Below are 24,402 nucleotides of genomic sequence, written 5' to 3' on the forward strand. Positions count from 1 at the left end.
GCGTCAGGCGTTGCCGAGCGCCGCGCGCGCGCGCGCAATCAGGCTGGCGGTCGATGCATCGTGCTGCCCGGCGGCGGCACTTGCCGCATGGTTAAGCTCGCCCTCGATCGGCTTGGCCAGGATCTTGCCGAGTTCCACACCCCATTGATCGAACGAGTTGATGTTCCAGACCACGCCTTGCACGAAGGTGCGGTGTTCATAGAGCGCGATCAGCGCGCCGAGGGTATGCGGCGTGATGTCTTCCATCAGCAGCGTGTTGCTCGGCCGGTTGCCCTCGAACACCATGTGGGCGATACGGATCTCGTCGGTGAGGCCCGTGGCGCGCAGTTCCTCGGCCGTACGCCCGAGCATCAGCGCCTCGGCCTGGGCAAAGCAGTTGGCCAGCAGCTTGGCGTGATGGCCGGGCAGCAGGCGAGGCGGCCGCAGCGGCGCCACGAAATCCACCGGCACGATCTGCGAGCCCTGGTGGATCAGCTGGAAATAGGCGTGCTGGCCGTTGGTGCCAGCGGAGCCCCAGACTACCGGCGCGGTATGGGCACGCACGTGGCGGCCGTCAAGCTGCACCGATTTGCCGTTGCTCTCCATTTCCAGTTGCTGCAGGAAGGCAGGAAACAATTCGAGTGAGGTGGAGTAAGGCGCCATGCAACTGGTCGGCATGCCGAAGAAGTTGCGGTACCAGATGCCGAGCATGCCCAGTACCACGGGCATGTTCTGCGCCAGCGGCGCGCTGCTGAAATGCGCATCCATGGCGCGGCCACCGATCAGCAGGTCTTCGAAGGCATCGAAGCCCACCGCCAGCGCAATCGACAGGCCGACCGAGGACCACAGCGAGAAACGCCCGCCGATCCAGTCCCAGAATTCGAACATGTGCGCGGGGTCGATGCCGAAGGCGCGCACCGCCTCCACATTGGTCGACACCGCGGCAAAATGGCTGGCCAGCTGGTCCAGGGCCACCCCTTTGTCGAGGAACCACTGGCGCGCGCTGCAGGCGTTGGCCATGGTCTCGAGCGTGGTGAAGGTCTTGGAGCAGACGATCACCAGCGTTTGCTCGGGGTCCAGCCGCTCCAGGCATTCGGCCAGCTCGGTGCCGTCCACGTTGGAGACGAAATGCATGCGCGGGCCGTTGCCGGCCAGGTGCGAGAGCGCGCGGCACACCATGCGCGGGCCCAGGTCGGAGCCGCCGATGCCGATGTTGATGACGTCGGTGATGCGCTTGCCGGTGAAGCCGGTCCAGTCGCCACTGCGCACGCGCTGCGAGAACACGCGCATGCGGTCCAGCACGGCGTGAATGGCCGGCATGACGGGCTTGCCGTCGACCTTGAACGTTGCCCCTGCGCCGGCGCGCAGCGCGATGTGCAGGACCGCGCGGTCCTCGGTGGCGTTGATGTGGTCGCCGGCAAACATGGCATCGCGGCGTTTCGTCACGCCGGCTTCATCCGCCAGTTGCATCAGCAATGCCATGGTCTGCGGCGTGATGCGGTTCTTGGAGTAATCGAGATACAGGCCTGCGGCTTCCAGCGAGAACTGCTCGACGCGTTGTTCTGCGGAGCCGGCGGCAAACCACTCGCGCATCGGCGTTTCGCGAATGGCGTCGTGGTGTTGCAGAAGTGAGTGCCAGGCGTGGAGGTCTGTGGGCATGCGTGCGGAAATCTTTGAAGGACAGCGCGGAAGTACCGTTTCAAGCTTGGTTTTTCAACTAGACAGCATTGCTCCCCGGCAGCCAGTCCGGCTGGCCTTGCGCGACGGTCAGGAGCGTCTCAAGTATAACGCGCCCATCTGGCGCGACCCGGTGTTTTGGCGGCAAAAGACGGCATTAGTGCTTCCGAGGGGATCGATCGCCGGGCGCATGCCTGCGCGCGCTGGCGCGGTTCTTCCATCAGCCGGGGCGCCCCAGCCGGCGCGCGACCGCCCGCAGCGCTGGCTCGCCCCCTGCCACGCACACGCCGCCCGCGCAGATCACCGCCACGCCGAGCGCGGTGATCCAGTCTGGCAACTGGCCGAACGCCAGGTAGCCGATGGTCGTCGCCGACAGGATCTGCAGGTAGAGGAAGGGGCTGAGGAATGACGCGTCGGCGTACTGGAACGCGCGAATCACAAAATAGTGGCCAATCGAGCCGGTGATGCCGGTGCTCAGCAGGAGCACGGCTTGCAGCGGCGTGGGTGCCGCTTCGAACCAGAAGAAGGGCACCAGCAGCGTGGTCAGGGCGGCGCCGGTCACACCGCTCTGGATCAAGGTGGTCATGGGCGCGTCATGCGCGGCGATGCGCCGCGTCAGCATCTGCATCAGCGCGAACACCAGTGCCGACAACAAGCCCAGCGCAATGCCGGCCCCGCTCAGCTCGCCGCCGGGGCGCACCACGATCAGCATGCCGACGAAGCCGATCGCCACGCCGCTCCAGCGGCTGACGCGCGCATGCGCGCTCGGGCGCTCGCCGAGCAGCCAGGGCGACAACGCCACCACGAACAGCGGCGCGCAGAAATTCAGCGCCGTGGCCTCGGCCAGCGGCATCAGCTTGAGCACGCTGAAGAACACCAGCGTGGAGACCAGCATCATGCCCCCGCGCAGCCACTGCAGGCCCGGTTTCACCGGGCGCCATTGCTGGCGCAAACGCACCGGCCCGAGCAGCAGGAAGATGGCGGCCACGTGGCCCACGTAGCGTACCCACGCCACACCCACCACCGGCAGGCCCTGCTGGGTCAGCGTCTTGCTGCTGGCATCCAGCAGGCTGAGGATCCATTGGCCGAGCACCAGCAGGGCCACGCCGGTCAGCAGCTGGCGCCGGGCCGGCGAGCCGCTGGCGGCCTGCAGGCGGGCGCCGCTATCGGTGGCCTTGCTCATGCCTGCTGCGCCCGCAGCAGGGCATTGAACAGGTCGCGCACCGGCAGGTAGAGCTCGCTCGCGGTCAGGCCGGCGGGGCCGGTGCCCTGGGCCACCAGGTGGTCGGCGGCGCGCCCGTGCAGCCAGACCGCGGCCTGCGCGGCCTGCAGCGCCGGCATGCCTTGGGCCAGCAGGGCGCCGATCATGCCGGCCAGCACGTCGCCGGTGCCGGCGGTGGCCAGCCCGGCATTGCCGGTCGGGTTGATCGATACCGACACGCTGCCGAGCGCATCCGGTGGCGACGCGATCACCGTGCCCGAGCCCTTGAGCACGACCACGGCCTGCCACTGGGCCGCCAGCGAGCGCGCCGCCGCCAGGCGGTCGCGCTGGATCTCGGCCACGCTGATGCCGGACAGGCGCGCGGCTTCGAGCGGGTGCGGCGTCATCACGCGCACCGGCGGGCCGCCGCCAAGCATGGCGGCAAGCGCGGGGTCCGCGGCCAGCAGGTTCAGCGCATCGGCATCCAGCACCAGCGCGGGCGGCTCGGTGGCGGCCACGCTGGCTTGCAGCAACTGCGCCAGCTGCTTGCGCGCCGCCGTGCCTGTGCCCATGCCCGGGCCGATCACCAGCGCGGACATGTTGGTCAGCTCGATCTCCGCGATCGGGTGCAGCATCAGCTCCGGGTGCACAAGGTCGATCAGCGGCGCGGGCTGCGCCAGGAAAGCGATGTGCACGCGCCCGGTGCCCAGGTGCTGCGCGGCACGCGCGCCAAGCAGCGGTGCGCCGGTCATGCCGATGCCGCCGCCGATCACGGCGAGCGAGCCGAAGGTGCCCTTGTTGGTGGCATGGCGCCGCGTGGGCAGCGCCGCTGCAAACGACGCCGGCACGTTGACCATGGCGCAGGCAGGCTGGGCCGGCGGGTAGAGCAGGCCGAGCGGGGCGATATCGACCTCGCCCGCGCAATCGCGCCCGTCGAGCGTGAGCAGGCCTGGCTTGGCACCGATGAAGGTGAGGGTGCGCAGAGCGCGCACCGCCGGCGCGCCGGCGCCGGTATCGGCGAACAGCCCGCTCGGGATGTCGAGGGAGAACACGGGCAGCCGGGACTCGGCAAGGTGCGCGATCCACTGCGCCGTGAAGCCATCGGCGGCGCGGTTCAGGCCAATGCCGAACAAGCCGTCGACCAGCGCGCAGGTGTCCGGGGGAAACGGCGGCAGGGTGCCATGGCAGGCGGATTCCGGTATGGCGTGCAGTATCACGCCGGCTGCGCGCGCCTCCAGCCAGGCACGCCCGGCGTCGGCGGGCAGGCGATCGGGCTCGGCAGTCAGCCACACCTGCACCTGGCGCCCGGCCTGGTGCAGGCGGGTGGCGGCCACCAGCGCGTCGCCGCCGTTGTTGCCCGGGCCGGCCAGCAGCACCAGCGGGCCGGCTGGCGCATGGTGCGCCAGCCACGCCGCCGCGGCGGCGCCGGCCCGGGACATCAGCGCGAAGGCGGGCAGGCTGGCCATGGCGGCCGCTTCGATGTGGCGCACGGCCGCCACATCGTACAGCGGGATCGCGCTGGCGCTTGCCGCATCCAGGGGCAGCCACGCATCGTCGGGCAGGGCAGCGGCAAGCGTGGGAGAAGTCGGGGCAGAGCTTTGCATGGTCAGCGTGGGCCTAAGCCGTAGCGGTCGGGGGTCAGGCCATCCAGGTCGATGCCGGGGCGATCGCCTGCGATCAGGTCGGCGGCAATGCGCCCGGAGCCGCATGCCATCGCCCAGCCGGCGGAGCCGTGGCCCAGGTTGAGGTACAGCCCGGGCACGGCCGTGGCGCCGATCAGCGGCGGGCCATCGGGCAGCATCGGGCGCGCGCCGGCCCACAGCGTGGCCGTGTCATAGTGGCCTGCAACCGGGAACCAGTCGCGCGCCACCTTGAGCAAGGTGTTGATGGCCGCGGGGCGCAGGTCGAGCTTGCGCGAGCCGAGCTCGGCGGTGCCGGCAATGCGCAAGCGGTTGCCCATGCGGGTGATGGCGACCTTGTAGGACTCGTCCATCAGCGCGCCCAGCGGCGCCTGCAGCTCGTCGCTGACCTGCACGGTGGCGGAATAACCTTTGACGGGGTAGAGGGGGATGCGCAGGCCCAGCGGGCGCAACAGCGCGGCGCTAGCGATGCCTGCACTGACCAGCAAGCGATCGGCGGTGAGTGTTTCGCGCGCGCTGCGGGCATCGCCGGCAGCGGTGCTGCGCAGGTCAAGCGAGAGCTTGCCGCCCGGCAACGGCCGCAGCGCGCTGGCGTCGCTGTCCATGACAAAGCGCACGCCCGCGGCCTCGGCCAGCACGCGCAGCCGGCGCACGAACATCGGGCAATTGCCGGATTCGTCCTCGGGGAGATGCAGCCCGCCGGCCAGCGGCGTGTCGGTGGTCAGGCCAGGCTCGATGCGCCGGCAGCCGTCGGCGTCGACCAGCCGGTGCGGCACCTTGTGCTCGCGCAGCAGGGCCAGCGCCGGCTCGGCGAGATCCCGGTCGCGCTGGGTGCGGAACAGCTGCAGGTAGCCTTGAGATTGCTCGTAGTCGATCTGGAGCTGGCCGCGCAGCGCATGCAGGCATTCCCGGCTGTAGAAGGCCAGGCGCTGCATGCGCAGCTTGTTGATGCGGTAGCGCTCCAGCGTGCATTCGCCCAGCCAGCGCGCGATCCAGCGCCACATGGCCGGATCGGCGCTGGGCCGGAACAGCACGGGCGAGGTGCTGGCGAAGAGGTTGCGCAGCACCTTGCCCGGCATGCCGGGCGCCGCCCAGGGGGTGACATAGCCTGGCGCGATCACGCCAGCGTTGCCGAAGCTCGACTCCTGCGCCGGCGCCGCGCGCCGCTCGACCACGGTTACGTCGAAGCCAGCCTCGCGCAGGTACCACGCGGAGCACACGCCGATGACACCGGCGCCGATGACGATTACATGCATGGCGCTCCGTAGGTTGCTTCAGTTACTTCAGTTACTTCAGTTACTTCAGCTCTTTTTGCATCACCACATCGGGCAGCCAGGTGACGATCTGCGGCCACACGGTGACGATGCCGATGGCCACCACCATCATCATGAAGAACGGCAGCGAGACCCGCGCTATGTAGTTGCTGTCCTTGCCGGTCATGCTCTGCAGCACGAACAGGTTGAACCCCACGGGCGGCGTCACCTCGGCGATCTCCACCAGCAGCACGATGAATATCCCGAACCATACCAGATCGAAGCCCGCGGCCTGCACCATCGGCAGCACCGTGGCGGTGGTCAGCGCGATCATGGAAATGCCATCGAGCGCGGTGCCCAGCAGGATGTAGATCACGGTCAGCACGGCGATCAGCGCCCAGGGCGACAGGTGCATCGAGGCCACCCACTCGGCCAGCGCGCGCGGGATGCCCGTAAAGCTCATGGTCACCGACAGGAACGAGGTTGCGCCCAGCACGAACATGATCATGGCGGTCAGCCGGGTGGCCGACATCAGGCTTTCCCAGAACGCCTTGCGCGTGAGCGAGCCGCCCACCCACGCCAGCGCCAGCGACGCCACCACGCCGTAGGCGGCCGCTTCCGTGGCGGTGGAGTAGCCGGTGATCATGATCCACGTGATAAAGGCGATCAGCACGATGCACGGCATCAGCTGGCGGATCGAGGCGAGCCGCGAGCGCCAGTTGAAGACTTCCGCCTTCGGCGTCTTGTCCGGGTTCGACAGCGCCCACACCACGATGTAGCCGGAGAACAGCAGCATCAGCAGCAGGCCGGGCAGGAAGCCAGCCAGGAACACGCGGATGATCGACACATCGGCCGAGACCGCATAGACCACCATGGTGATCGATGGCGGGATCAGGATGCCGAGCGTGCCGGCGCACGACAGCGAGCCCAGGGTCACGCGCTCATCGTAGCCGCGCCGGGTCAGCTCGGGCAGCGCCGACTTGGCGATGGTGGCGCAGGTGGCGGCAGACGAGCCCGACACCGAACCGAAGATGCCGCAGCCCAGGATGTTGACGTGCATCAGGCGCCCGGGGAGCCAGTTCAACCACGGCGAGAGCCCGTTGAACATCTGCTCGGACAGCTTGGTGCGGAACAGTATCTCGCCCATCCACACAAAGAGCGGCAGCGAGGCCAGCGTATACGACGCGCTGGACGACCACCACGCATTGGCCAGGTTGACCAGCGCATCGCGATCGGCAAACACCACCAGCCCCACCCAGGAGGTGACGGCAATGGCCACGGGAATCCACGCGCCGATGACCAGGAAGCCGATCATCACCACCAGCAGGATCAGGGAAATGAGGACGGTGCTCATCAGACGGTCTCCCCGAAATCGCCGGCGGCCAGCTTGGCTTCCTGCGCCAGCTGGTAGCGCGGCTTTTGCTTGCGCGCCACGCGCGACAGTTCGTCCAGCACCGCCAGCATGAAGCCGGCGCAGCCCAGCACCGCAAAGCTCTGCGGCATCCACAGCGGCACCACGATCTGGCCCTGCGACACATCGCCGATCTCCCAGCTCGCCCAGGCGAAGCTGAACAAGGCCCAGGTCGCGTAGGCGGCGAACACCGCGCAGATGGTCAGCGAGATCAGCTCCAGCCACCAGCGCACGCGCGGCTTGACGGCCTCCAGCAGCATTTCCACGCGGACGATGCCGCCGTGCTGGAAGGTCTGGCCGAGCACGAGAAAGGCGGAGGCGGCGCACAGCCACGCAACGATGTCGTCGCCGCCCTTGAAGATAAACGTGGTCTCGCGCGAGAACGACATCAGGATCATGATGAGGCAGACCCCAAGGATGCACAGCGCGCCGAGCACGGCAAACAGGTCAAGCAGCCGGTCCAGCCAGCGCTTGTTGACGGAAGTGGCTTCCATGGCGAGTGGGGAGGGTTGATGCGGTGAAAAAGAGGGCGCGGGAGACTTGCGGCAGCAGGGCCACGGCGGCGGGCAACGCCACCGTGGCCGGCTACGGATCGCTTGTTTCCCGCTAGGGCACTGACTACGGCGCCAACCACGGCGCCAACAACGGCAACAACGGCAATGACGGCAACGCCTACTTCTTGTATGCGTCCAGGATGGCCTTGCCGTCGTCGCCGGCGCCCTTGGCCCATTCTTCCACCATCACCTGGCCAAGCTTCTGCATGTCCTGCTTCAACTGCGGCGAGGGCGGCTGCACCGTCATGCCGTTCTTGCCGAGCACGGCCAGGTATTCACGTGTCTTTTGCTCCGAGATCTGCCAGCCGCGCTTCTCGGCTTCGGCCACGGTCTTGAGCAGGGCGTCCTGGGTTGGCTTGTCCAGCGCCGCAAAGGACTTCTTGCTGACCACCAGCATGTTCTTCGGCAGCCAGGCATCGACGGTGTAGAAGTACTTCACGCTCTCCCAGACCTTGGTGTCCACGCCCGTGGCGCCCGAGGACATGAACGAATTGACGGTGCCGGTGGCGAGCGCCTGCGCCAGGTCGGCGGCCTGGATGGTCACCGGCTGCGCGCCCACCAGTTCGGCGATCTTGGAGGTGGCGGGGTTATACGCGCGCCACTTGAGGCCTTTCATGTCGGCCGCGGTGTTGATCGGCTTGTTGGCGTAGATGCCTTGCGGCGGCCAGGCCACCGCGTACAGCAGCTTCATGCCTTGCTTGTCCAGCACCTTGTCGGTGACCGCGCGCGAGGCCTGCCACAGCTTGTAGGAGTCCTGGTAGCTGGTCGCCAGGAAGGGCACCGCGTCCACGCCGAATACCGGGTTTTCGTTGGCCAGCAGCGACATCAGGATCTCGCCCATCTGCACCTGGCCGGTCTGCACGCCGCGCTTGATTTCGTTGGCCTTGAGCAGTGAGCCGTTGGGATGGATCACGATCTTGAGCTTGCCGCCCGTGGCCTTCTCCACGTCGGTGGCCATCTGCTGCAGGTTTTCGGTGTGGAGGTTGCTCACCGGGTAGCCGGTTGGCAGGTCCCACTTGGTATCCGCCCGCGCGGCCGACGTCATCACGGCGGAGGTGGCAAGCACCCCGCCCAGCAACATGCACTTCAGTGTGGCCTTCCCTTGCATCGATCTCTCCTGGTTGGTCGTTGCGGCTACGTGTGTCTTGGTTTTTGTTCTGAAGTCGTCTTGCCCGCACCACCTGGCTCAGGGGTGGCGCGGGTTACCTCGGTCTGGCCCCGGCGCCTCAGGCGGCCGGCTTGATGATGGACTCCAATGCAATTGCCGTGCCCAGCAGTTGCGCGTCACGCAGTGCACCGTGCGAGAGCATCAGGCCCACGGGCAATTCGTCCGGCTGGTGGCAGGGCAGCGAGATGGAGCAGCCATCGAGGAAATTGAACGCCGACGTATTGCGCAGCAGCAGGGCGTTGGTGCGGAAGAACAACGCGTCGTCCGCCACCAGCGGGGCGATCGGCGGCGCCACCATCGGCACGGTGGGGCAGGCCACGGCATCGAAGCCTTCGATGCGGGCCGTAACCCGCGTGATCCAGTCGAGGCGGGCGCGCATCAGGTCCACATAATCGGCCGCGCTCATGGCCGCGCCGCGGTCGATGCGCGAGGCGACGCGCGGATCGTATTGCTCGCGCCGCGTGGCCAGCACGTGGCGGTGGATGGCATGCGCCTCGGCGGCGGTGAAGCCGCCGCCGGCGTTGATGCTGGCCAGCTCGGCCAGCTCCGGCAGGTCGATGTGCTCGATCTGCACGCCGGCCGCGGACAGCCGGCCGAGGGCGCGGTCGAACGCGCGCGCCACGGTGTCATCGAGGTCGTCGAGCAGGACCTGGCGCGGGATGGCCAGGCGGATGCCCGCCGCGGCCTTGATGACGGGGAGCGCCGCCTGGTCGGCAATCACGCTGTCCACCAGCACGCAATCCTGCACCGTGCGCGCCATGGCGCAGGCGGTGTCCAGCGTATAGGAGAGCGGGAAGGCGCCATCCAGCGGCACGCGCCGGGCGGTCGGCTTGAAGCCGGTCAGCCCGCACAGGGCGGCCGGGATGCGGATGGAGCCGCCGGTGTCGCTGCCCAGCCCCGCCACCGCCAGGCCCAGCGCCACGGACACCGCGGCGCCCGACGACGAGCCGCCGGGAATGCGCGCGACCTGCTTGTCAGCGAGGTTCACCGGCGTGCCGAAATGCGGGTTGATGCCCACCCCCGAGAAGGCGAACTCGGTCATGTTGGTGCGCCCGACCAGCGCCGCGCCGCTCTCGCGCAACCGGCGCACCACCGTGGCATCGGTGGTGGCCGCCAGCGCGTCGCTGCGCACCGGAGAGCCGGCGCGCGAGGCTTCGCCGGCGATGTTGAACAGGTCCTTGACCGAGACCGGCAGGCCTGCCAGCGGATGCAGCGGCTTGCCTGCCCGGCAGGCCGCATCGGCGGCCCTGGCGACCTGCGCGGCGGAGTCGAAGGTGGTGTGCAGGAACACGGCGTGCGCGTCCGGCTGCTGCGCGTGCTGCGCAGCCTGCTCGATCACGTCGGCGCGGGAGGTCGCGCCATCGCGAAGTTTTGTCTGTAATGTATGGATATCCGTGGGCATGGGGCTCGCGATCAGTCGCGCTCAGGAGGGGTCCGGTCGAGTCTATCCAGTGCGTCCGCGCTGCGCAACCAGCCCATGGCGGGGCACGCCTGCGTCCCCGCGATAGTGCGCAACCCGCGTTGCCCGCCCTTTTTTCGTGCAGAATCCACGGTGACATCCCCGATGTTTTGCTTGGATTTATTTTGTGTTTATCCTCATAATTTGTTAATAAACTGTCAAGCCAAATATGGTGGCCGGGACATCGGGGATACACCTAGTCATCCTTGTCGTTCCGTGCGTGCACCAACCCCTGAAAGGAGTGAAGACATGGCGCGTAGGCCAGCAACTCAGCCAGCAACTCAGCCAGTAGCCGATCCAGTAGCCGATCCAGTAGCCGATCACGCCGAGGGTGGCCAAACGCCCGCCAGAGCCGCGCCCAGCGCGCTGGCGCATCCGTCGGGCCCCAATATCGTTTCGTCTTCGCACCTGGTGTCGGAGCGCAGCCCGGAGCTGTCGGAGTTCGAGTTCGGCCTGAACACGGCCTACAACGCTTACAGCCGCTGGGTGGTGCGCTGCATGGGCGCTTCCGGCGTGCGCGACCTGACCTTCCTGGACGTGCTGGTGCTGCATCACGTCAACCACCGGGCGCGCCCCAAGCGGCTCGCCGATATCTGCTTCGTGCTCAACGTCGAGGACACCCACCTGGTCACCTACGCGCTCAAGAAGCTGCAGGGCCTGGCGCTGGTGGAGGGCGAGCGCATCGGCAAGGAAGCCACCTACATCACCACTCCCGCGGGCACCGAGGCCTGCGCGCGCTACCGCGAGATTCGCGAGCAATGCCTGACCAGCAATTTCTCCGCCGGCAGTGCCGAGAACGTGGAGATCGGCGAGCTGGCACGGCTGCTGCGTGTGCTGACCGGCCTGTATGAGCAGGCCGCACGCTCGGCAACGTCCCTGTAGCAGCAAGGACACCGCGCGCGGCCGGCCTGCACCCCGGCCGCGCTGCCCCATGACCGCCCGTATTTTCCCCGACATCTCCATCACGCCCTAGAAGGAAGCCCCCGTATGCCGCAGTCGCTGCCATCCTCCGCTGCCGTAGTTTCGGACCGTCGCCGCTGGCAATTCTGGATCGATCGCGGCGGCACCTTCACCGATGTGGTGGGGCTTCGGCCGGACGGCACGGTGGTCACGCACAAGCTGCTGTCCGAGAACCCGGAGCAGTACAGCGATGCCGCCGTGGCCGGCATCCGCCACCTGCTGGGGCTGGCGCCGGGCGAGCCGGTCACGCCGGCGCAGGTAGAAGTGGTGAAGATGGGCACCACCGTTGCGACCAATGCCTTGCTCGAACGCAAGGGCGAGCCGGTGGCGCTGTTCATTACGCGCGGCTTTCGTGATGCGCTGCGCATCGCCTACCAGAACCGGCCGCGCCTGTTTGACCTGAACATCGTGCTGCCGGAGCTGCTCTACCGCGAAGTGGTGGAGGTGGGCGAGCGCCTGGATGCGCAGGGAGAAACGGTGACGCCGCTCGACCAAGCCGCGCTGCGCGCAGACATGCAGCGCGTGTTCGACAGCGGCATCCGCGCCATCGCCATCGTGTTCCTGCATGGCTACCGCCAGGCGGCGCACGAGCAGGCCGCCGCGCGGATCGCCCGCGAGACCGGTTTTACGCAGATTTCCGTCTCGCACCAGGTGTCGCCACTGATGAAGCTGGTCTCGCGTGGCGACACCACGGTGGTGGACGCCTACCTGTCGCCGATCCTGCGCCGCTATGTCGGGCAAGTGGAGCAGCAGATGCCGGGCGTGCGCCTGCAGTTCATGCAGAGCAGCGGCGGCCTGACCGATGCACACCGCTTCCAGGGCAAGGACGCCATCCTGTCCGGCCCGGCCGGCGGCATCGTCGGCATGGTGCGCTCGTCGCAGAGCGCGGGCTTCGGGCGCATCATCGGCTTCGACATGGGCGGCACGTCGACCGATGTCTCGCACTTCAACGGCGAGCATCCCAACGATTTCGAGCGCGTGTTCGAGACCAGCGTGGCGGGCGTGCGTATGCGCGCGCCCATGATGAGCATCCATACGGTGGCCGCCGGCGGCGGCTCCATCCTGCATTTCGACGGCCGCCGTTTCCGCGTCGGCCCCGATTCGGCCGGTGCCAACCCGGGGCCGGCGAGCTACCGGCGCGGCGGCCCGCTGGCGGTGACCGACTGCAATGTCATGCTCGGCAAGATCCAGCCGCGGCATTTCCCCGCGGTGTTCGGACCACGCGCCGATGCCGCGCTGGACCGCGACACGGTGGTGGCCAGGTTCGCGGCGCTGGCGCAGGCGGTAACAGAGGCGACCGGCGATCAACGCAGCGCCGAGCAGGTGGCCGAAGGCTTCATCGAGATCGCGGTCGGCAATATGGCCAATGCCATCAAGCAGATCTCCGTGCAGCGCGGCCATGACGTGACCGGCTACACGCTGACCACCTTCGGCGGCGCCGGCGGGCAGCATGCCTGCCTGGTGGCAGACGCCCTCGGCATGCAGACCGTGTTCGTGCATCCGCTGGCGGGCGTGTTGTCGGCCTACGGCATGGGGCTGGCCGACCGCACCGCCATGCGCGAGCGCGCCGTGGAGGCGCGCCTGGACGACAGTGCATTGCCTGCGTTGCAAGCCACGCTCGATGCGCTGGCAAGCGAAGCGCGGCAGGAACTGCTGGAGCAGGAAGTTGCCGAGGCGCAGATCGATGTGGTGCGCCGTGCGCACCTGCGCTATGAGGGCACGGATTCGGCGCTGGTGGTGCCGTTCGGCACCTTGCCTGCCATGCAGGCGGCGTTCGATGCCGCGTACCGTCAGCGCTATGCCTTCCTGATGCAGGGCAAGCCCCTGGTCGTGGAAGCCCTCTCGGTGGAAGCCATCGGCAGCAGCGCGCCGCCCGAGGAGAAGCTGCCCGACGCGCAGCCGCGCTCCGGTGGCCCAGTGCCGGCGGAACTGGTGCGCATGTTCAGCGGCGGTGCCTGGCACGACACCGGCCTGTTCCCGCGCGATACGCTGCGCCCCGGCGACGTGCTGCCGGGCCCCGCCATCATCGCCGAGCGCAACGCCACCACCGTGGTGGAGCCCGGCTGGCAGGCTGAGCTGACCGCGCGCGACCACCTGGTGCTGACCCGCGCCGTGCCGCGTGCGCAGCGGCGCGCCATGGGCACCGACGCTGATCCGGTCATGCTGGAAGTGTTCAACAACCTGTTCATGTCGATCGCCGAGCAGATGGGCCAGCGGCTGCAGAACACGGCGTACTCGGTCAACATCAAGGAACGGCTCGACTTCTCCTGCGCCATCTTCGATGCCGGCGGCAACCTGATCGCCAATGCCCCGCACATGCCGGTGCACCTGGGCTCGATGGGCGAGAGCATCAAGACGGTGATCGCGCGCAACGCCGGGCACATGGCCGATGGCGATGTCTACGTGCTCAACGACCCGTACAACGGCGGCACGCACCTGCCGGACGTGACGGTGATCACGCCGGTCTTCGACGAGGCCGGCACGGAGATCCTCTTCTACGTCGGCTCGCGCGGCCACCATGCGGATATCGGCGGCATCACGCCGGGCTCGATGCCGCCGGACTCCACGGTGGTGGAGGAAGAGGGCGTGATGATCGACAACTTTCCGCTGGTGAAGGCCGGTGTGCTCGACGATGCCGGCATGCGCGCACTGCTGGCGGGCGCGCGCTACCCGGCCCGCAATATCGACCAGAACATGGCCGACCTGCGCGCCCAGGTGGCGGCCAACGCCAAGGGCGTGGAAGAGCTGCGCAAGATGGTGGCGCAGTTCGGCCTGCCGGTGGTGCGCGCCTATATGGGCCATGTGCAGGACAACGCCGAGGAAGCCGTGCGCCGGGTCATCACCGCGCTGAAGGACGGCGCTTATCGCTACCCGCTGGACAATGGCGCGCACATCCAGGTACGCGTGACCGTGGACCAGGCCAGGCGCGAAGCCGTGGTGGACTTCACCGGCACTTCGGCGCAACTGCCCAACAACTTCAACGCGCCGCGCGCGGTCTGCATGGCGGCCGTGCTCTACGTGTTTCGCACGCTGGTCAACGAGGACATCCCGCTCAACGCCGGCTGCCTCAAGCCGATCAACGTGATCATCCCCGAAGGATCCATGCTCAATCCGCGCTATCCGGCCTCGGTGGTGTCGGGCAATGTGGAAACGTCATCGTGCATCACCAACGCGCTGTATGGCGCGCTGGGCGTGGTGGCGGCCAGCCAGGGCACCATGAACAATTTCACGTTCGGCAACGCGCGCTACCAGTACTACGAGACCATCTCCGGCGGCAGCGGCGCGGGGCCGGGTTTCAACGGCTGCGACGTGGTGCAGACCAATATGACCAACTCGCGCCTGACCGATCCGGAGGTGCTGGAATGGCGCTTCCCGGTGCGGCTGGAGAGCTATGAGATCCGGCCCGGCTCGGGTGGCGCGGGGCAGTGGCACGGCGGCAACGGCGGCATCCGCAAGGTGCGCTTCCTGGAGCCGATGACGGCGTCGATCCTGTCCAACAACCGCTTGCACGCGCCGTTCGGCATGGCCGGCGGCGAGCCCGGCGCGATGGGCCGCAACTACGTGGTGCGGGGTGACGGGAGCGAGCAAGCGCTGGGCCATGTCGGGCGCTGCGAGATGCAAGCGGGCGATGTCTTCGTGGTGGAAACGCCGGGAGGCGGGGGCTACGGCAAGGTGTAAGGGCGTGGCGAGGGTTTTTACCGATAACGTGAACGCAGGGTGCGACAAAGAATGAAACCCCAATTCCTGTTCAGGTTATTCGCGCCATGCCCATCGCGGCGGAACAGCCCTTTGCGCTCACAAGCGGGTTGCGTTCGATCATCCATGGCGTGGCGTGCCGATTCACGCTGTGCTGACCGATCCCGGCGCTGTTGATGCCGCGGTTGGCGGTGCGGTTGGCTTGCCTGAGCATCGTCAACGAGCCACCAAGGAGACCCCATGCCGGACAACGCAAGCTGTGCCCACGCGGCCACGGCTGACTTTCATCGCCTGCTGGCGCGCGAGTTGCCGGAGCACGACGAGCAGGACTGGGAAGACGCGCAGCGCGGCTTTGTCGGCACCATCCCAAATGCCAAGGTGGCGCGCGCCAACGGGCACGGCGTGTGGAACATGGAGGCCTACGGCTTTCTCGACGCCGCCGAGGCGCCGGATACCGTCAATCCCAGCCTGTGGCGGCAGGCGCGCCTGAACCGCATCCACGGCCTGTTCCAGGTCACGCCGCGCATCTTCCAGGTGCGCGGGTTCGATATCGCCAATATCACCTTTATCGAAGGCGACACCGGCGTGATCGCGCTGGACGCGCTGACCTGCCCGGAGACCGCCGCAGCGGCGCTCGCGCTGTACCGGGCGCATCGCGGCAACCGCACGCTGCACACCGTGATCTACAGCCATAGCCACGCTGACCACTTTGGCGGCGTGGCGGGGCTGGTGGACGAGGCCGACGTGCGCGCCGGGCGGGTCCAGGTGATCGCGCCCTCCGGCTTCATGCACCACGCCATCGCCGAGAACGTGATCGGCGGCGTGGCCATGGCGCGCCGCGCGCAGTTCCAGTTTGGCCACACGTTGGCCAAAGGGCCGGCCGCGCAGGTGGACGCCGGCCTGGGCAAGACGCTGCCCATGGGCCGCTCGACGCTGATCGCGCCAACGCTGTCGATCGAGGCCGAGCACGAGATCCACGTGATCGACGGGCTGGAGATCGAGTTCCAGCTCACGCCTGAGACCGAGGCGCCCTCCGAGATGCACCTCTTCATTCCGTCCGAGGGCGCGCTCAACCTGGCCGAGAACGCTACCCACAACTTGCACAACCTGTGCCCGCTGCGCGGCGCCAAGGTGCGCGACGCGCTGGCGTGGTCCAAGTACCTGCATCGCGCGCTGCGCCGCTACGGCCCGCGTACCGAGGTGGTGCTGGCCCAGCACCACTGGCCGACCTGGGGCGCCGAGCGCGCCCGGCGCTTCCTGTCCGAGCAGCGCGACCTGTACCGCGTGCTGCACGACCAGACCGTGCGGCTGATGAGCCACGGCCTGAAGGCCAGCGAGATCGCAGAAGGGCTGCAACTGCCGGAGGCGCTGGCCAGGCGCTGGCACACGCGCGGCTACTACGGCACCGTGTCGCACAACGTCAAGGCGATCGTGCAGCACTACCTGAGCTGGTATGACGCGCATCCGGCCAACCTGCATGCGCTGCCGCCGGTGGCCGCCGCGCGCAAGCACCTGGAATACATGGGCGGCATCGACGCCGTGATGGCCAAGGCCCGCGCCGACTACGAGCGCGGCGAGTTCCGCTGGGTGGCCGAAGTGCTCAAGCACGCGGTGTACGCGCATCCCGACCATGCTCCAGCGCGCGAGCTGGCGGCCCGCGCGCTGGAGCAGATGGGCTTCCAGGCCGAGTCGGCGACCTGGCGCAATGCCTACCTGCTGGCCGCGCGCGAGTATCGCGAAGGCCCGCCGCAGGCCAATCCGCAGGGGCCGCCGGCTAACGCGCTGATGGGCGCGATGAGCAACGAGCTGCTGTTCGACGCGCTGGCGGTGCGCATCCACGGCCAGCGCGCGCAGGGCATGGCGTGCCAGATCGGCTGGCAGTTCACCGACAGCGGCGAACATTGGGTGAGCACGCTATCCAACTGCGCGCTGAGCAGCCTGCAGGTGGAGGCGGCCGATGTGGCGGCTAATGTGGCGGACAAGGCGGACGTGGTCATCGAGACCAGCCGCGACACGCTCGACGCCATCCTGACCCGGCGCTTGACGGCGGCCGAGGCTGTGGCGCAAGGCCGGCTCACGCTGCGCGGCGATGTGTCGCTGCTGCCGCGCTTCATGGGCTTGCTGGACCAGTTCAGCGGCAGCTTCCCGGTAGTGGACGCGGCGCCCTGGCCGGATTGGGTTTAGGTGATTCAAGTGGTTTATGAGGCGTAATTGGCCCGGGTCTCGCCCGGCCCGCGTGATGGCTGCGGAGCTTGCCCGGGCCACCACCACCTTTTGTCCGTCAAGCCACCTCTGCTGCAACGCGGGAACCCGCTCTCGACAAGGTATAATCCCGGTTTCCCGCCAGCACGGCGCCCCAACCAGCGGCGCCGGCCGGTAGCAGCCCCTACCTCCTGCCCTCCCGACCGCTCAGACCATGGCGCATTTCTCGTGCTTCCCCGGTGCATTGGCGCTTTCCGCCTTTCGCCAGCAACGCCTGCTCACCGCCCTCAAGCAGATCGACGCCGACATCGAGTCGGTGCACGGCCAGTTCCTGCATTTTGTCGACACCGACGTGCCGCTGTCGCAAGACGACAGCGCCCGCATTGCCGCGCTGTTGACCTATGGTGCGCCTTTCGAGGCACAAACCGACGGTGATCGCTTTGTGGTGATTCCGCGCTTCGGCACCATCTCGCCGTGGGCCAGCAAGGCGACCGACATCGCGCATAACTGCGGCTTCGAGCACGTGCACCGCATCGAGCGCGGCATCGAGATCACCGTGATCTGCAAGAAGGGCCTGCTGCGCGGGCGCAAGACGCTGGATGCCGGCACGCGTGCCGCGGTGGCAGCCCACCTGTTCGACCGCATGACCGAGAGCGTGGTGGCTTCGCGTGAAGATGCCGCCGGCCTGTTCCAGGAACTGCCGGCCAAGCCGCTGCGCTTCATCGACATCTCCGGTGGCCGCGCCGCGCTGGCGCAAGCCAATACCGACATGGGCCTGGCCCTGTCGGAAGACGAGATCGACTACCTGGTGGACGCCTACGCCAAGCTGGAGCGCAACCCGACCGACGTCGAGCTGATGATGTTCGCCCAGGCCAACAGCGAGCACTGCCGCCACAAGATCTTCAACGCCACCTGGACCATCGACGGCGTGCAGCAGGACAAATCCCTGTTCGCCATGATCCGCAATACCCACCAGCTCAACCCGCAAGGGTCGATCGTGGCGTACTCGGACAACTCCGCGGTGATGGAAGGCGATGTGGCCGAGCGCTGGTTCCCCCGCGGCACCGAGCAGAAGTACGGCCGCCATGAGGCGCTCACCCACACGCTGATGAAGGTGGAGACGCACAACCACCCGACCGCCATCTCGCCGTTCCCCGGTGCCTCCACCGGCGCCGGCGGTGAAATCCGCGACGAAGGCGCCACCGGCCGCGGCGGCAAGCCCAAGGCCGGCCTGACCGGCTTCACGGTCTCCAACCTGATGCTGCCCGACGCCGTGGAAGGCTGGGAAAACGCGCGCGACGCCGCCCAGCCGGTGGCGCACCGCAACCCGGACGACAAGGTGAGCGTGACCGGCAAGCCGGACCGCATCGCCTCGCCGCTGCAAATCATGACCGAAGGCCCGCTTGGCGGCGCCGCGTTCAACAATGAATTCGGCCGCGCCATCCTGGGCGGTTACTTCCGCGTCTACGAGCAAAACGTGGGCGGCACCGTGCGCGGCTATCACAAGCCGATCATGATCGCCGGCGGCATCGGCAATATCGACGCCGGCCACACGCACAAGAAGGCGCTGCCGGCCGGCTCGCTGCTGATCCAGCTGGGTGGCCCGGGCATGCGCATCGGCATGGGCGGCAGCGCCGCCAGCTCGATGGCGACCGGCACCAATACGGCCGACCTGGACTTCGATTCGGTCCAGCGCGGCAACCCGGAAATGGAGCGGCGCGCGCAGGAAGTCATCAACGCCTGCTGGCAGCTCGGCGACGACAACCCCATCCTGTCGATCCACGACGTGGGCGCGGGCGGCATCTCCAATGCCTTCCCCGAGCTGGTGGACGGCGCGGGCCGCGGCGCGCGCTTCGACCTGCGCCAGGTGCACCTGGAAGAGTCGGGCATGAGTCCGGCCGAGATCTGGTGCAACGAGTCGCAGGAACGCTATGTGATGGCGGTGGCGCCGGAGTCCTTCCCGCTGTTCCAGACCATGTGCCAGCGCGAGCGTTCGCCGTTTGCCGTGGTGGGCATCGCCACCGAAGAGCAGCAGCTGCAACTGGTCGATGCGCATGTCGACGCGGCGCTCAAGGAACACTATGCCGTGAACATGCCGATGGACGTGCTGCTGGGCAAGCCGCCGCGCATGCACCGCGACGTCAGGCACGTGGCGCAAAGCCTGCCCCCGGTGGACGTGACCGGCATCGCGCTGGACAAGGCCGTGCGCGACGTGCTGCGCCACCCGACCGTGGCCAGCAAGTCGTTCCTGATCACCATCGGCGACCGCACGGTTGGCGGCATGAATGCGCGCGACCAGATGGTCGGCCCCTGGCAGGTGCCGGTGGCCGACGTGGCGGTGACCACGCTCGACTACAAGGGCCGCGCTGGCGAAGCCATGACCATGGGCGAACGCACGCCGCTGGCCGTGATCAACGCCCCCGCCTCGGGCCGCATGGCCATCGGCGAGGCGCTGACCAACCTGGCCGCCGCGCCGGTCAAGGACCTGGGCAAGGTCAAGCTGTCCGCTAACTGGATGGCCGCCTGCGGCGTGGACGGCGAAGACGCCAAGCTGTACGACACCGTGCACGCGGTCGGCATGGAACTGTGCCCGGCGCTGGGCATCAGCATCCCGGTGGGCAAGGATTCGCTGTCCATGCGCACCAAGTGGCAGGACGACGGCGTCGACAAGGAAGTGGTGGCGCCGGTCTCGCTGATCATCTCGGCGTTTGCCGCCGTGGATGACACCGACCGCACCCTGACCCCGCAACTGCGCACCGATGCGGGCGACAGCGTGCTGATCGCCATCGACCTCGGCCGTGGCAAGAACCGTCTCGGCGGCAGCATCCTGGCCCAGGTGACGCAGCAGGTTGGCGACACCACGCCGGACGTGGACAGCGCCGAAGACCTGAAGAACTTCTTCAACGTGATCCAGCGCCTGAACCGCGAGGGCAAGCTGCTGGCTTACCACGACCGTTCCGACGGCGGCTTCATGGCAGCGCTGGCCGAGATGGCCTTTGCCGGCCATTGCGGCCTGTCGCTCAACGTTGACATGCTGGCGCTGGACCCCGTGCAGGAACAGGACTTCGGCGACGCCAAGAACTGGGCGCAGCAAATCTCCGGCCGCCGCGACGAGCAGACCCTGCGCGCGCTGTTCTCGGAAGAACTCGGCGCGGTGATCCAGGTCCGCCAGGAAGAGCGCGATGCCGTGTTCGCCGTGCTGCGCGAAGTTGGCCTGTCGGCCTGCAGCCACGTGGTGGGCAAGCCCAATGCCACCGACCAGATCGAGATCTACCGCGACGCCAAGAAGGTCTTCGGCGCCGCGCGCAGCGAGCTGCAGCGCACCTGGAGCGAAGTCAGCTGGCGCATCGCGCGCCTGCGCGACAACCCGGCTTGCGCCGACAGCGAATACGATCGCGTGCTCGACGTGGCGGACCCGGGCATCTCGCCGGTGCTGACCTTCGATCCGGCGCAAGACATCGCCGCACCGTTCGTGGCCACCGGCGCGCGTCCGCGCGTGGCGATCCTGCGCGAGCAGGGCGTCAACTCGCAGATCGAAATGGCGTACAGCATGGACCGCGCCGGCTTCGACACGCACGACGTCCACATGAGCGACCTGATCGCCGGGCGCGCCAACCTGGCCGACTTCTCCGGCTTTGTCGCTTGCGGCGGCTTCAGCTACGGCGACGTGCTGGGCGCCGGCGAAGGCTGGGCCAAGACCATCCTGTTCAACGCGCAGATGGCCGAGCAGTTCGCGGCCTTCTTCAACCGCCAGGACACCTTCGCGCTGGGCGTGTGCAACGGCTGCCAGATGATGAGCAACCTCGCCCCGATCATCCCCGGCGCGGGCGCATGGCCCAAGTTCACCCGCAACCAGTCGGAACAGTACGAAGCGCGCTACGTCACCGTGCAAGTGCAATCCTCGCCGTCGATCTTCTTCGCCGGCATGGAAGGCAGCCGCATCCCCATCGTGGTGGCGCACGGCGAAGGCTTCGCCGACTTCTCGCAGCAAGGCGACAAGAGCCGGGCCCAGGTGGCGCTGCGTTTCGTGGACAACCACGGCGCGCCGACGCAAACCTACCCACTGAACCCGAACGGCTCGCCCGACGGCATTACCTCGGTGACCACCACCGATGGCCGCTTCACCGTGCTGATGCCGCACCCGGAGCGCGTGTTCCGCACCGCCACCATGAGCTGGGCGCCGGACGCCTGGAAACAGGTGGCAGATGGCGGCAGCCCGTGGATGCGCATGTTCCGCAACGCGCGCAAGTGGGTGGGTTGATCGGCCTGCTGTTTTTCGCGCTGTAGAAAGACAAAAGCCCGCAAGCGGGCTTTTGTCTTTGTTGTGCGGGGCAGTTGCCGAAGCTGGGGAACGGGCCAAAGCCGAGTGCCATGACGACGGCTGTCTCTCCCTCTCCCCTCGGGGGGAGAGGGGTGGCTTAGCTAGGAGCCACTGCAAGCGAAGCGCGTGGCTTCCCCGCTCAAGCCACCCGCCGCGTACTCCAGGCCTGATAAACGTAATACAACGGCCGCTGCGGATCCGATTGCCTGGCCGATGCCGGCGCCGCGCCGCGGATCTGCATGGTGACCAGCACCATGCGGGCGGCTTTCACCGGGGAGTAGCGGTCGCGCAGCGGCAGCATGGGCAGCACGGCGCGCCATTCCGGGGGCAGGCCATCATGGCTGAAGGTGCCGAGCGCGCAGTAGCCCCATCCTTCGGATGTAAGGTGCCAGAGTTGCCGGAAGGGGCTGCCGCCTGATGTCACTGATGCCGCTGATGCCATGGTCTCCCTCGTTCGCGTGCCGGTGCCCGCGGCGGGAGATCAGGCGGGCTTGCGCTATCCAGGCCGCGCGCCGGCCACGGTGGCGGTGGCGCGCATGGCCTTGATATTACCCATGTGCGTCGACGGTGGGAATGCGCGGCGCGCTTTGTGAGTGCGGCAGCGCGCACACCACACACCGTGTTTGGTGCCCGGCATACAGTGCATCACCCGGAGTTCGTCACTTGCCGGCGGCGGGGCTTTCTTGCCCTACAGCCCGCTGAACCAGTTATACCCCTGGTCTTCCCAGTAGCCGCCTGGATTCTCGTTGGTCACGAAGAGCGCGGCGATATGCTTGGGGTTCTTGAAGCCGAGCTTGGTCGGCACCCGCAGCTTGAGCGGGTAGCCATAGCGGGCGGGCAGCGGCTCGCTGCCAAAATCCAGCGCCAGCATGGTCTGCGGGTGCAGCGCGGTTTCCATGTCGAGGCTGGAGTAATAGCGGTCCGCGCATTTGAAGCCGATATAGCGGGCGGTGGTGTCCGCGCCGATGCGCTCCAGGAAGGTGCGCAGCGCAACGCCGCGCCATTCGCCAATGGCGCTCCAGCCTTCGATGCAGATATGCCGCGTGATCTGCCCCGCCTGCGGCAGCGCGCGCAGTTGCGCCAGGCTCCATGCGCGCTTGTCGGCGACCAGCCCGGAGACTTCGAGGCGGTAGCCGGCACCGTCGATCTCCGGCACGTCGTACTCAGGATAGAAGGCGTTGAACGGGAAGGGCTGCGTGATCTGGCTGCGCGCGTAGGTGGGCGCGAGGCGGTTGCGGTTGAACAGCCAGGCCTGCACGCGATCGTTCCAGCGCGACATCGACCACAGCACCTTGTCCACGGCATCGCCATCCTGCAAGGTGCAGCCCGCCAGCATGGACAGGGCGCCTAGCGAGAGCGAGGAGCGCAGCAACAGGCGTCGCTGGAGCTGCACGAGCTGGGGCTTGAAATCAGCCGCGGTTGGCGGCTCCGAGGCCGGCATGACGATCCGCTTGTCATCGTTGGGGGCGCTCATGCTTGGACATCTCCATGGCCAGCGCGCCCGGCGCGTCCGGTCAACATTGGCAACAAGGTGGCCGGCACCAGGATGACCAGCGCCAGGTGAATCACCACAAAACCCACGATCCCCGCCATGGCAAGGAAATGCACATGGCGTGCCGTGTCGAACCCGCCGAACAGCGTCGCCAGCCAGTCCAGCTGCACGGGCTTCCAGATGGCCAGCCCGGATGCCACCACCAGCACGCCCAGCAGCAGCACCGCCACATACATCAGCCGCTGCACCGCGTTGTAGGCGCCGGGCCGATGCGGCAGGCGCAGCCGGATGGCAAGGGACGCGTCACGCAGGACGCCGCGCACGCTCAGCGGCAGGAAGTGGCGCCGGAAATGCCGCGTGGCGAGACCATAAGCCAGGTAGACCAGGCCATTGGCGGCCAGCAGCCACATGGCCGCGAAATGCCATGCGATCGAGCCGCCCAGCCAGCCGCCCACCGTCGCCCAGGCCGGGAATTTGAAGGAAAACAGCGGCGAGGCGTTGTAGATCGCCCAGCCGCTCATCACCATGCAGGCCATGGCGAAGGCGTTGATCCAGTGCGTGGCGCGCACGAGCAGCGGATGGACGATGGCGCGCCGCGAGGATGCGGAGGAGGGGAGCTTGCGCATGACGGGGAACGTTGGCAGGACAGCAAGGATCCAGGCCGGACGGCGCCGGCCCGGGCGGGTCTTACATCGGGGGCACCACGCCTTGCTTGCCGGCCGAGATAAAGCGCGCGGTCAGCCCGCCGTCGGCGCCTTTGCTGGCAAACAGCACGATATGCGCGCCGGGGACCAGCAAGGAGCGGTCGCCGGGTTCCAGGTTGACGATGGGCACGTCGTTGGGGATCACGATGCGCTTTTCGCCGTCGGGGTACTTCACGGTGATGGTGCGGCCGTTGCTGACCACCACGTTGCCGACCGTGCCGTTGGTCATGCTGCTGTTCTTGCCGAGGTCCCACGCACGGTGGCCTTCGCCGCTGCCGCGCATGCTCGGCGGGAACACGTGCACCTCGAGCGCCTTGAGCGAGCCATCCGCCTGCGGCACGGCGGCCGAGCCGATATAGCTGCCGGGCTTGATCTCATCGACCTTGGCCAGCGTCACCGCGCGCACCGCGGTGTCCTTGGTCAGGCCCACTTCCAGGTCCTGTCCCGAGCGCGTGCGCACCTTCAGCGTGTCGCCGGCGAAGGCGGTCACGGTGCCGCGCACGCCGGTCGGCGTGGCGGCGGGAGCGGGCTGCGCCAGCACTGCGGGCGCTGCGGCAAACATGGCGCCGGCGAGCAGCGCCGGGGCCACCAAGGTACGTGTCAACATGCTCGAAACGATCTTCATCCTGGAACTCCTGGTGCGTGGAAAGTGCTACGTAGCTTAGGGTGATGGCCGGGTCGCTCG

17 protein-coding genes are annotated in these 24,402 nt (G+C 67.9%); 4 read left to right on the plus strand and 13 right to left on the minus strand.

Annotated elements, in window-relative coordinates:
* Window positions 1-3: 3 nt before the first annotated feature.
* From pgi to F7R26_RS07975, 8 genes are all read right to left on the minus strand, one after another.
* Complete coding sequence (pgi, locus tag F7R26_RS07940; RefSeq protein ID WP_150990516.1) at window positions 4-1,638, minus strand: glucose-6-phosphate isomerase; 1,635 nt, start codon at window positions 1,636-1,638, stop codon at window positions 4-6.
* Between the two features lie 238 nt (window positions 1,639-1,876).
* A complete protein-coding gene (locus F7R26_RS07945; protein WP_150990514.1) occupies window positions 1,877-2,839 on the minus strand; it encodes a DMT family transporter in 963 nt (320 codons plus the stop codon).
* On the minus strand, window positions 2,836-4,461 hold the full coding sequence (locus F7R26_RS07950) for an NAD(P)H-hydrate dehydratase (RefSeq protein WP_193692138.1): 1,626 nt from the start codon (window positions 4,459-4,461) through the stop codon (window positions 2,836-2,838). The genes F7R26_RS07945 and F7R26_RS07950 overlap by 4 nt, the downstream gene beginning before the upstream one ends.
* A gap of 2 nt (window positions 4,462-4,463) precedes the next feature.
* Window positions 4,464-5,753, minus strand: a complete 1,290-nt coding sequence (locus F7R26_RS07955) for a D-amino acid dehydrogenase (RefSeq protein WP_150985768.1) — start codon at window positions 5,751-5,753, stop codon at window positions 4,464-4,466.
* Window positions 5,754-5,793: 40 nt separating this feature from the next.
* Complete coding sequence (locus tag F7R26_RS07960) at window positions 5,794-7,104, minus strand: TRAP transporter large permease (protein ID WP_150985769.1); 1,311 nt, start codon at window positions 7,102-7,104, stop codon at window positions 5,794-5,796.
* The gene (locus F7R26_RS07965) at window positions 7,104-7,655 is read right to left on the minus strand and encodes a TRAP transporter small permease subunit (RefSeq protein ID WP_150985770.1); all 552 of its coding nucleotides are present in this window, start codon (window positions 7,653-7,655) and stop codon (window positions 7,104-7,106) included. The genes F7R26_RS07960 and F7R26_RS07965 overlap by 1 nt, the downstream gene beginning before the upstream one ends.
* A 178-nt stretch (window positions 7,656-7,833) precedes the next feature.
* On the minus strand, window positions 7,834-8,796 hold the full coding sequence (locus F7R26_RS07970) for a TRAP transporter substrate-binding protein (protein ID WP_150985914.1): 963 nt from the start codon (window positions 8,794-8,796) through the stop codon (window positions 7,834-7,836).
* 145 nt (window positions 8,797-8,941) lie between these two features.
* Entirely contained in the window at window positions 8,942-10,285 is a 1,344-nt protein-coding gene (locus tag F7R26_RS07975; RefSeq protein WP_150985771.1) for an amidase, read from the minus strand.
* Window positions 10,286-10,591: 306 nt separating this feature from the next.
* Here F7R26_RS07975 and F7R26_RS07980 point away from each other — a divergent pair, with 306 nt between their 5' ends.
* A complete protein-coding gene (locus F7R26_RS07980) occupies window positions 10,592-11,224 on the plus strand; it encodes a winged helix DNA-binding protein (protein ID WP_150985772.1) in 633 nt (210 codons plus the stop codon).
* A gap of 105 nt (window positions 11,225-11,329) precedes the next feature.
* Window positions 11,330-14,980 carry a hydantoinase B/oxoprolinase family protein gene (locus F7R26_RS07985; RefSeq protein WP_150985773.1) on the plus strand — a complete coding sequence of 1,217 codons (3,651 nt, stop codon included), beginning with the start codon at window positions 11,330-11,332 and terminating at the stop codon, window positions 14,978-14,980.
* 70 nt (window positions 14,981-15,050) lie between these two features.
* Here the strand turns inward: F7R26_RS07985 and F7R26_RS07990 are convergent, their stop codons facing one another.
* A complete protein-coding gene (locus tag F7R26_RS07990) occupies window positions 15,051-15,212 on the minus strand; it encodes a hypothetical protein (RefSeq protein ID WP_170301854.1) in 162 nt (53 codons plus the stop codon).
* A gap of 26 nt (window positions 15,213-15,238) precedes the next feature.
* Here F7R26_RS07990 and F7R26_RS07995 point away from each other — a divergent pair, with 26 nt between their 5' ends.
* Window positions 15,239-17,182 (plus strand): alkyl/aryl-sulfatase, encoded by a 1,944-nt coding sequence (locus F7R26_RS07995; protein ID WP_150985774.1) that lies wholly within the window; start codon window positions 15,239-15,241, stop codon window positions 17,180-17,182.
* 232 nt (window positions 17,183-17,414) lie between these two features.
* Entirely contained in the window at window positions 17,415-21,461 is a 4,047-nt protein-coding gene (purL, locus tag F7R26_RS08000; RefSeq protein ID WP_150985775.1) for a phosphoribosylformylglycinamidine synthase, read from the plus strand.
* Window positions 21,462-21,660: 199 nt separating this feature from the next.
* On the opposite strand, the gene F7R26_RS08005 is transcribed toward purL, so the two are convergent.
* The 4 genes from F7R26_RS08005 to F7R26_RS08020 form a co-directional block, all read right to left on the minus strand.
* On the minus strand, window positions 21,661-21,963 hold the full coding sequence (locus tag F7R26_RS08005) for a hypothetical protein (protein WP_241754457.1): 303 nt from the start codon (window positions 21,961-21,963) through the stop codon (window positions 21,661-21,663).
* A gap of 246 nt (window positions 21,964-22,209) precedes the next feature.
* A complete protein-coding gene (locus tag F7R26_RS08010; RefSeq protein ID WP_150985916.1) occupies window positions 22,210-22,962 on the minus strand; it encodes a molybdopterin-dependent oxidoreductase in 753 nt (250 codons plus the stop codon).
* Window positions 22,963-22,991: 29 nt separating this feature from the next.
* Window positions 22,992-23,639: a cytochrome b/b6 domain-containing protein gene (locus tag F7R26_RS08015; RefSeq protein WP_150985776.1), complete on the minus strand. Its 648-nt coding sequence runs from the start codon at window positions 23,637-23,639 to the stop codon at window positions 22,992-22,994.
* Between the two features lie 61 nt (window positions 23,640-23,700).
* Entirely contained in the window at window positions 23,701-24,342 is a 642-nt protein-coding gene (locus F7R26_RS08020) for a hypothetical protein (RefSeq protein ID WP_150985777.1), read from the minus strand.
* Window positions 24,343-24,402 lie beyond the last annotated feature (60 nt).

Source organism: Cupriavidus basilensis, from assembly GCF_008801925.2.
In the GTDB taxonomy this organism is placed as follows: Bacteria; Pseudomonadota; Gammaproteobacteria; order Burkholderiales; family Burkholderiaceae; genus Cupriavidus; species Cupriavidus basilensis.

Coding starts and splice junctions, on each gene's coding strand:
- F7R26_RS07980 (WP_150985772.1), top strand. CDS start 10,592: ATGGCGCGTAGGCCAGCAACTCAGCCAGCAACTCAGCCAGTAGCCGAT.
- pgi (WP_150990516.1), bottom strand. CDS start 1,638: ATGCCCACAGACCTCCACGCCTGGCACTCACTTCTGCAACACCACGAC.
- F7R26_RS08010 (WP_150985916.1), bottom strand. CDS start 22,962: ATGCCGGCCTCGGAGCCGCCAACCGCGGCTGATTTCAAGCCCCAGCTC.
- F7R26_RS07985 (WP_150985773.1), top strand. CDS start 11,330: ATGCCGCAGTCGCTGCCATCCTCCGCTGCCGTAGTTTCGGACCGTCGC.
- F7R26_RS08015 (WP_150985776.1), bottom strand. CDS start 23,639: ATGCGCAAGCTCCCCTCCTCCGCATCCTCGCGGCGCGCCATCGTCCAT.
- F7R26_RS08005 (WP_241754457.1), bottom strand. CDS start 21,963: ATGGCATCAGCGGCATCAGTGACATCAGGCGGCAGCCCCTTCCGGCAA.
- purL (WP_150985775.1), top strand. CDS start 17,415: ATGGCGCATTTCTCGTGCTTCCCCGGTGCATTGGCGCTTTCCGCCTTT.
- F7R26_RS07965 (WP_150985770.1), bottom strand. CDS start 7,655: ATGGAAGCCACTTCCGTCAACAAGCGCTGGCTGGACCGGCTGCTTGAC.
- F7R26_RS07950 (WP_193692138.1), bottom strand. CDS start 4,461: ATGCAAAGCTCTGCCCCGACTTCTCCCACGCTTGCCGCTGCCCTGCCC.
- F7R26_RS07970 (WP_150985914.1), bottom strand. CDS start 8,796: ATGTTGCTGGGCGGGGTGCTTGCCACCTCCGCCGTGATGACGTCGGCC.
- F7R26_RS07955 (WP_150985768.1), bottom strand. CDS start 5,753: ATGCATGTAATCGTCATCGGCGCCGGTGTCATCGGCGTGTGCTCCGCG.
- F7R26_RS07975 (WP_150985771.1), bottom strand. CDS start 10,285: ATGCCCACGGATATCCATACATTACAGACAAAACTTCGCGATGGCGCG.
- F7R26_RS07945 (WP_150990514.1), bottom strand. CDS start 2,839: ATGAGCAAGGCCACCGATAGCGGCGCCCGCCTGCAGGCCGCCAGCGGC.
- F7R26_RS07995 (WP_150985774.1), top strand. CDS start 15,239: ATGCCGGACAACGCAAGCTGTGCCCACGCGGCCACGGCTGACTTTCAT.
- F7R26_RS07990 (WP_170301854.1), bottom strand. CDS start 15,212: ATGCTCAGGCAAGCCAACCGCACCGCCAACCGCGGCATCAACAGCGCC.
- F7R26_RS07960 (WP_150985769.1), bottom strand. CDS start 7,104: ATGAGCACCGTCCTCATTTCCCTGATCCTGCTGGTGGTGATGATCGGC.
- F7R26_RS08020 (WP_150985777.1), bottom strand. CDS start 24,342: ATGAAGATCGTTTCGAGCATGTTGACACGTACCTTGGTGGCCCCGGCG.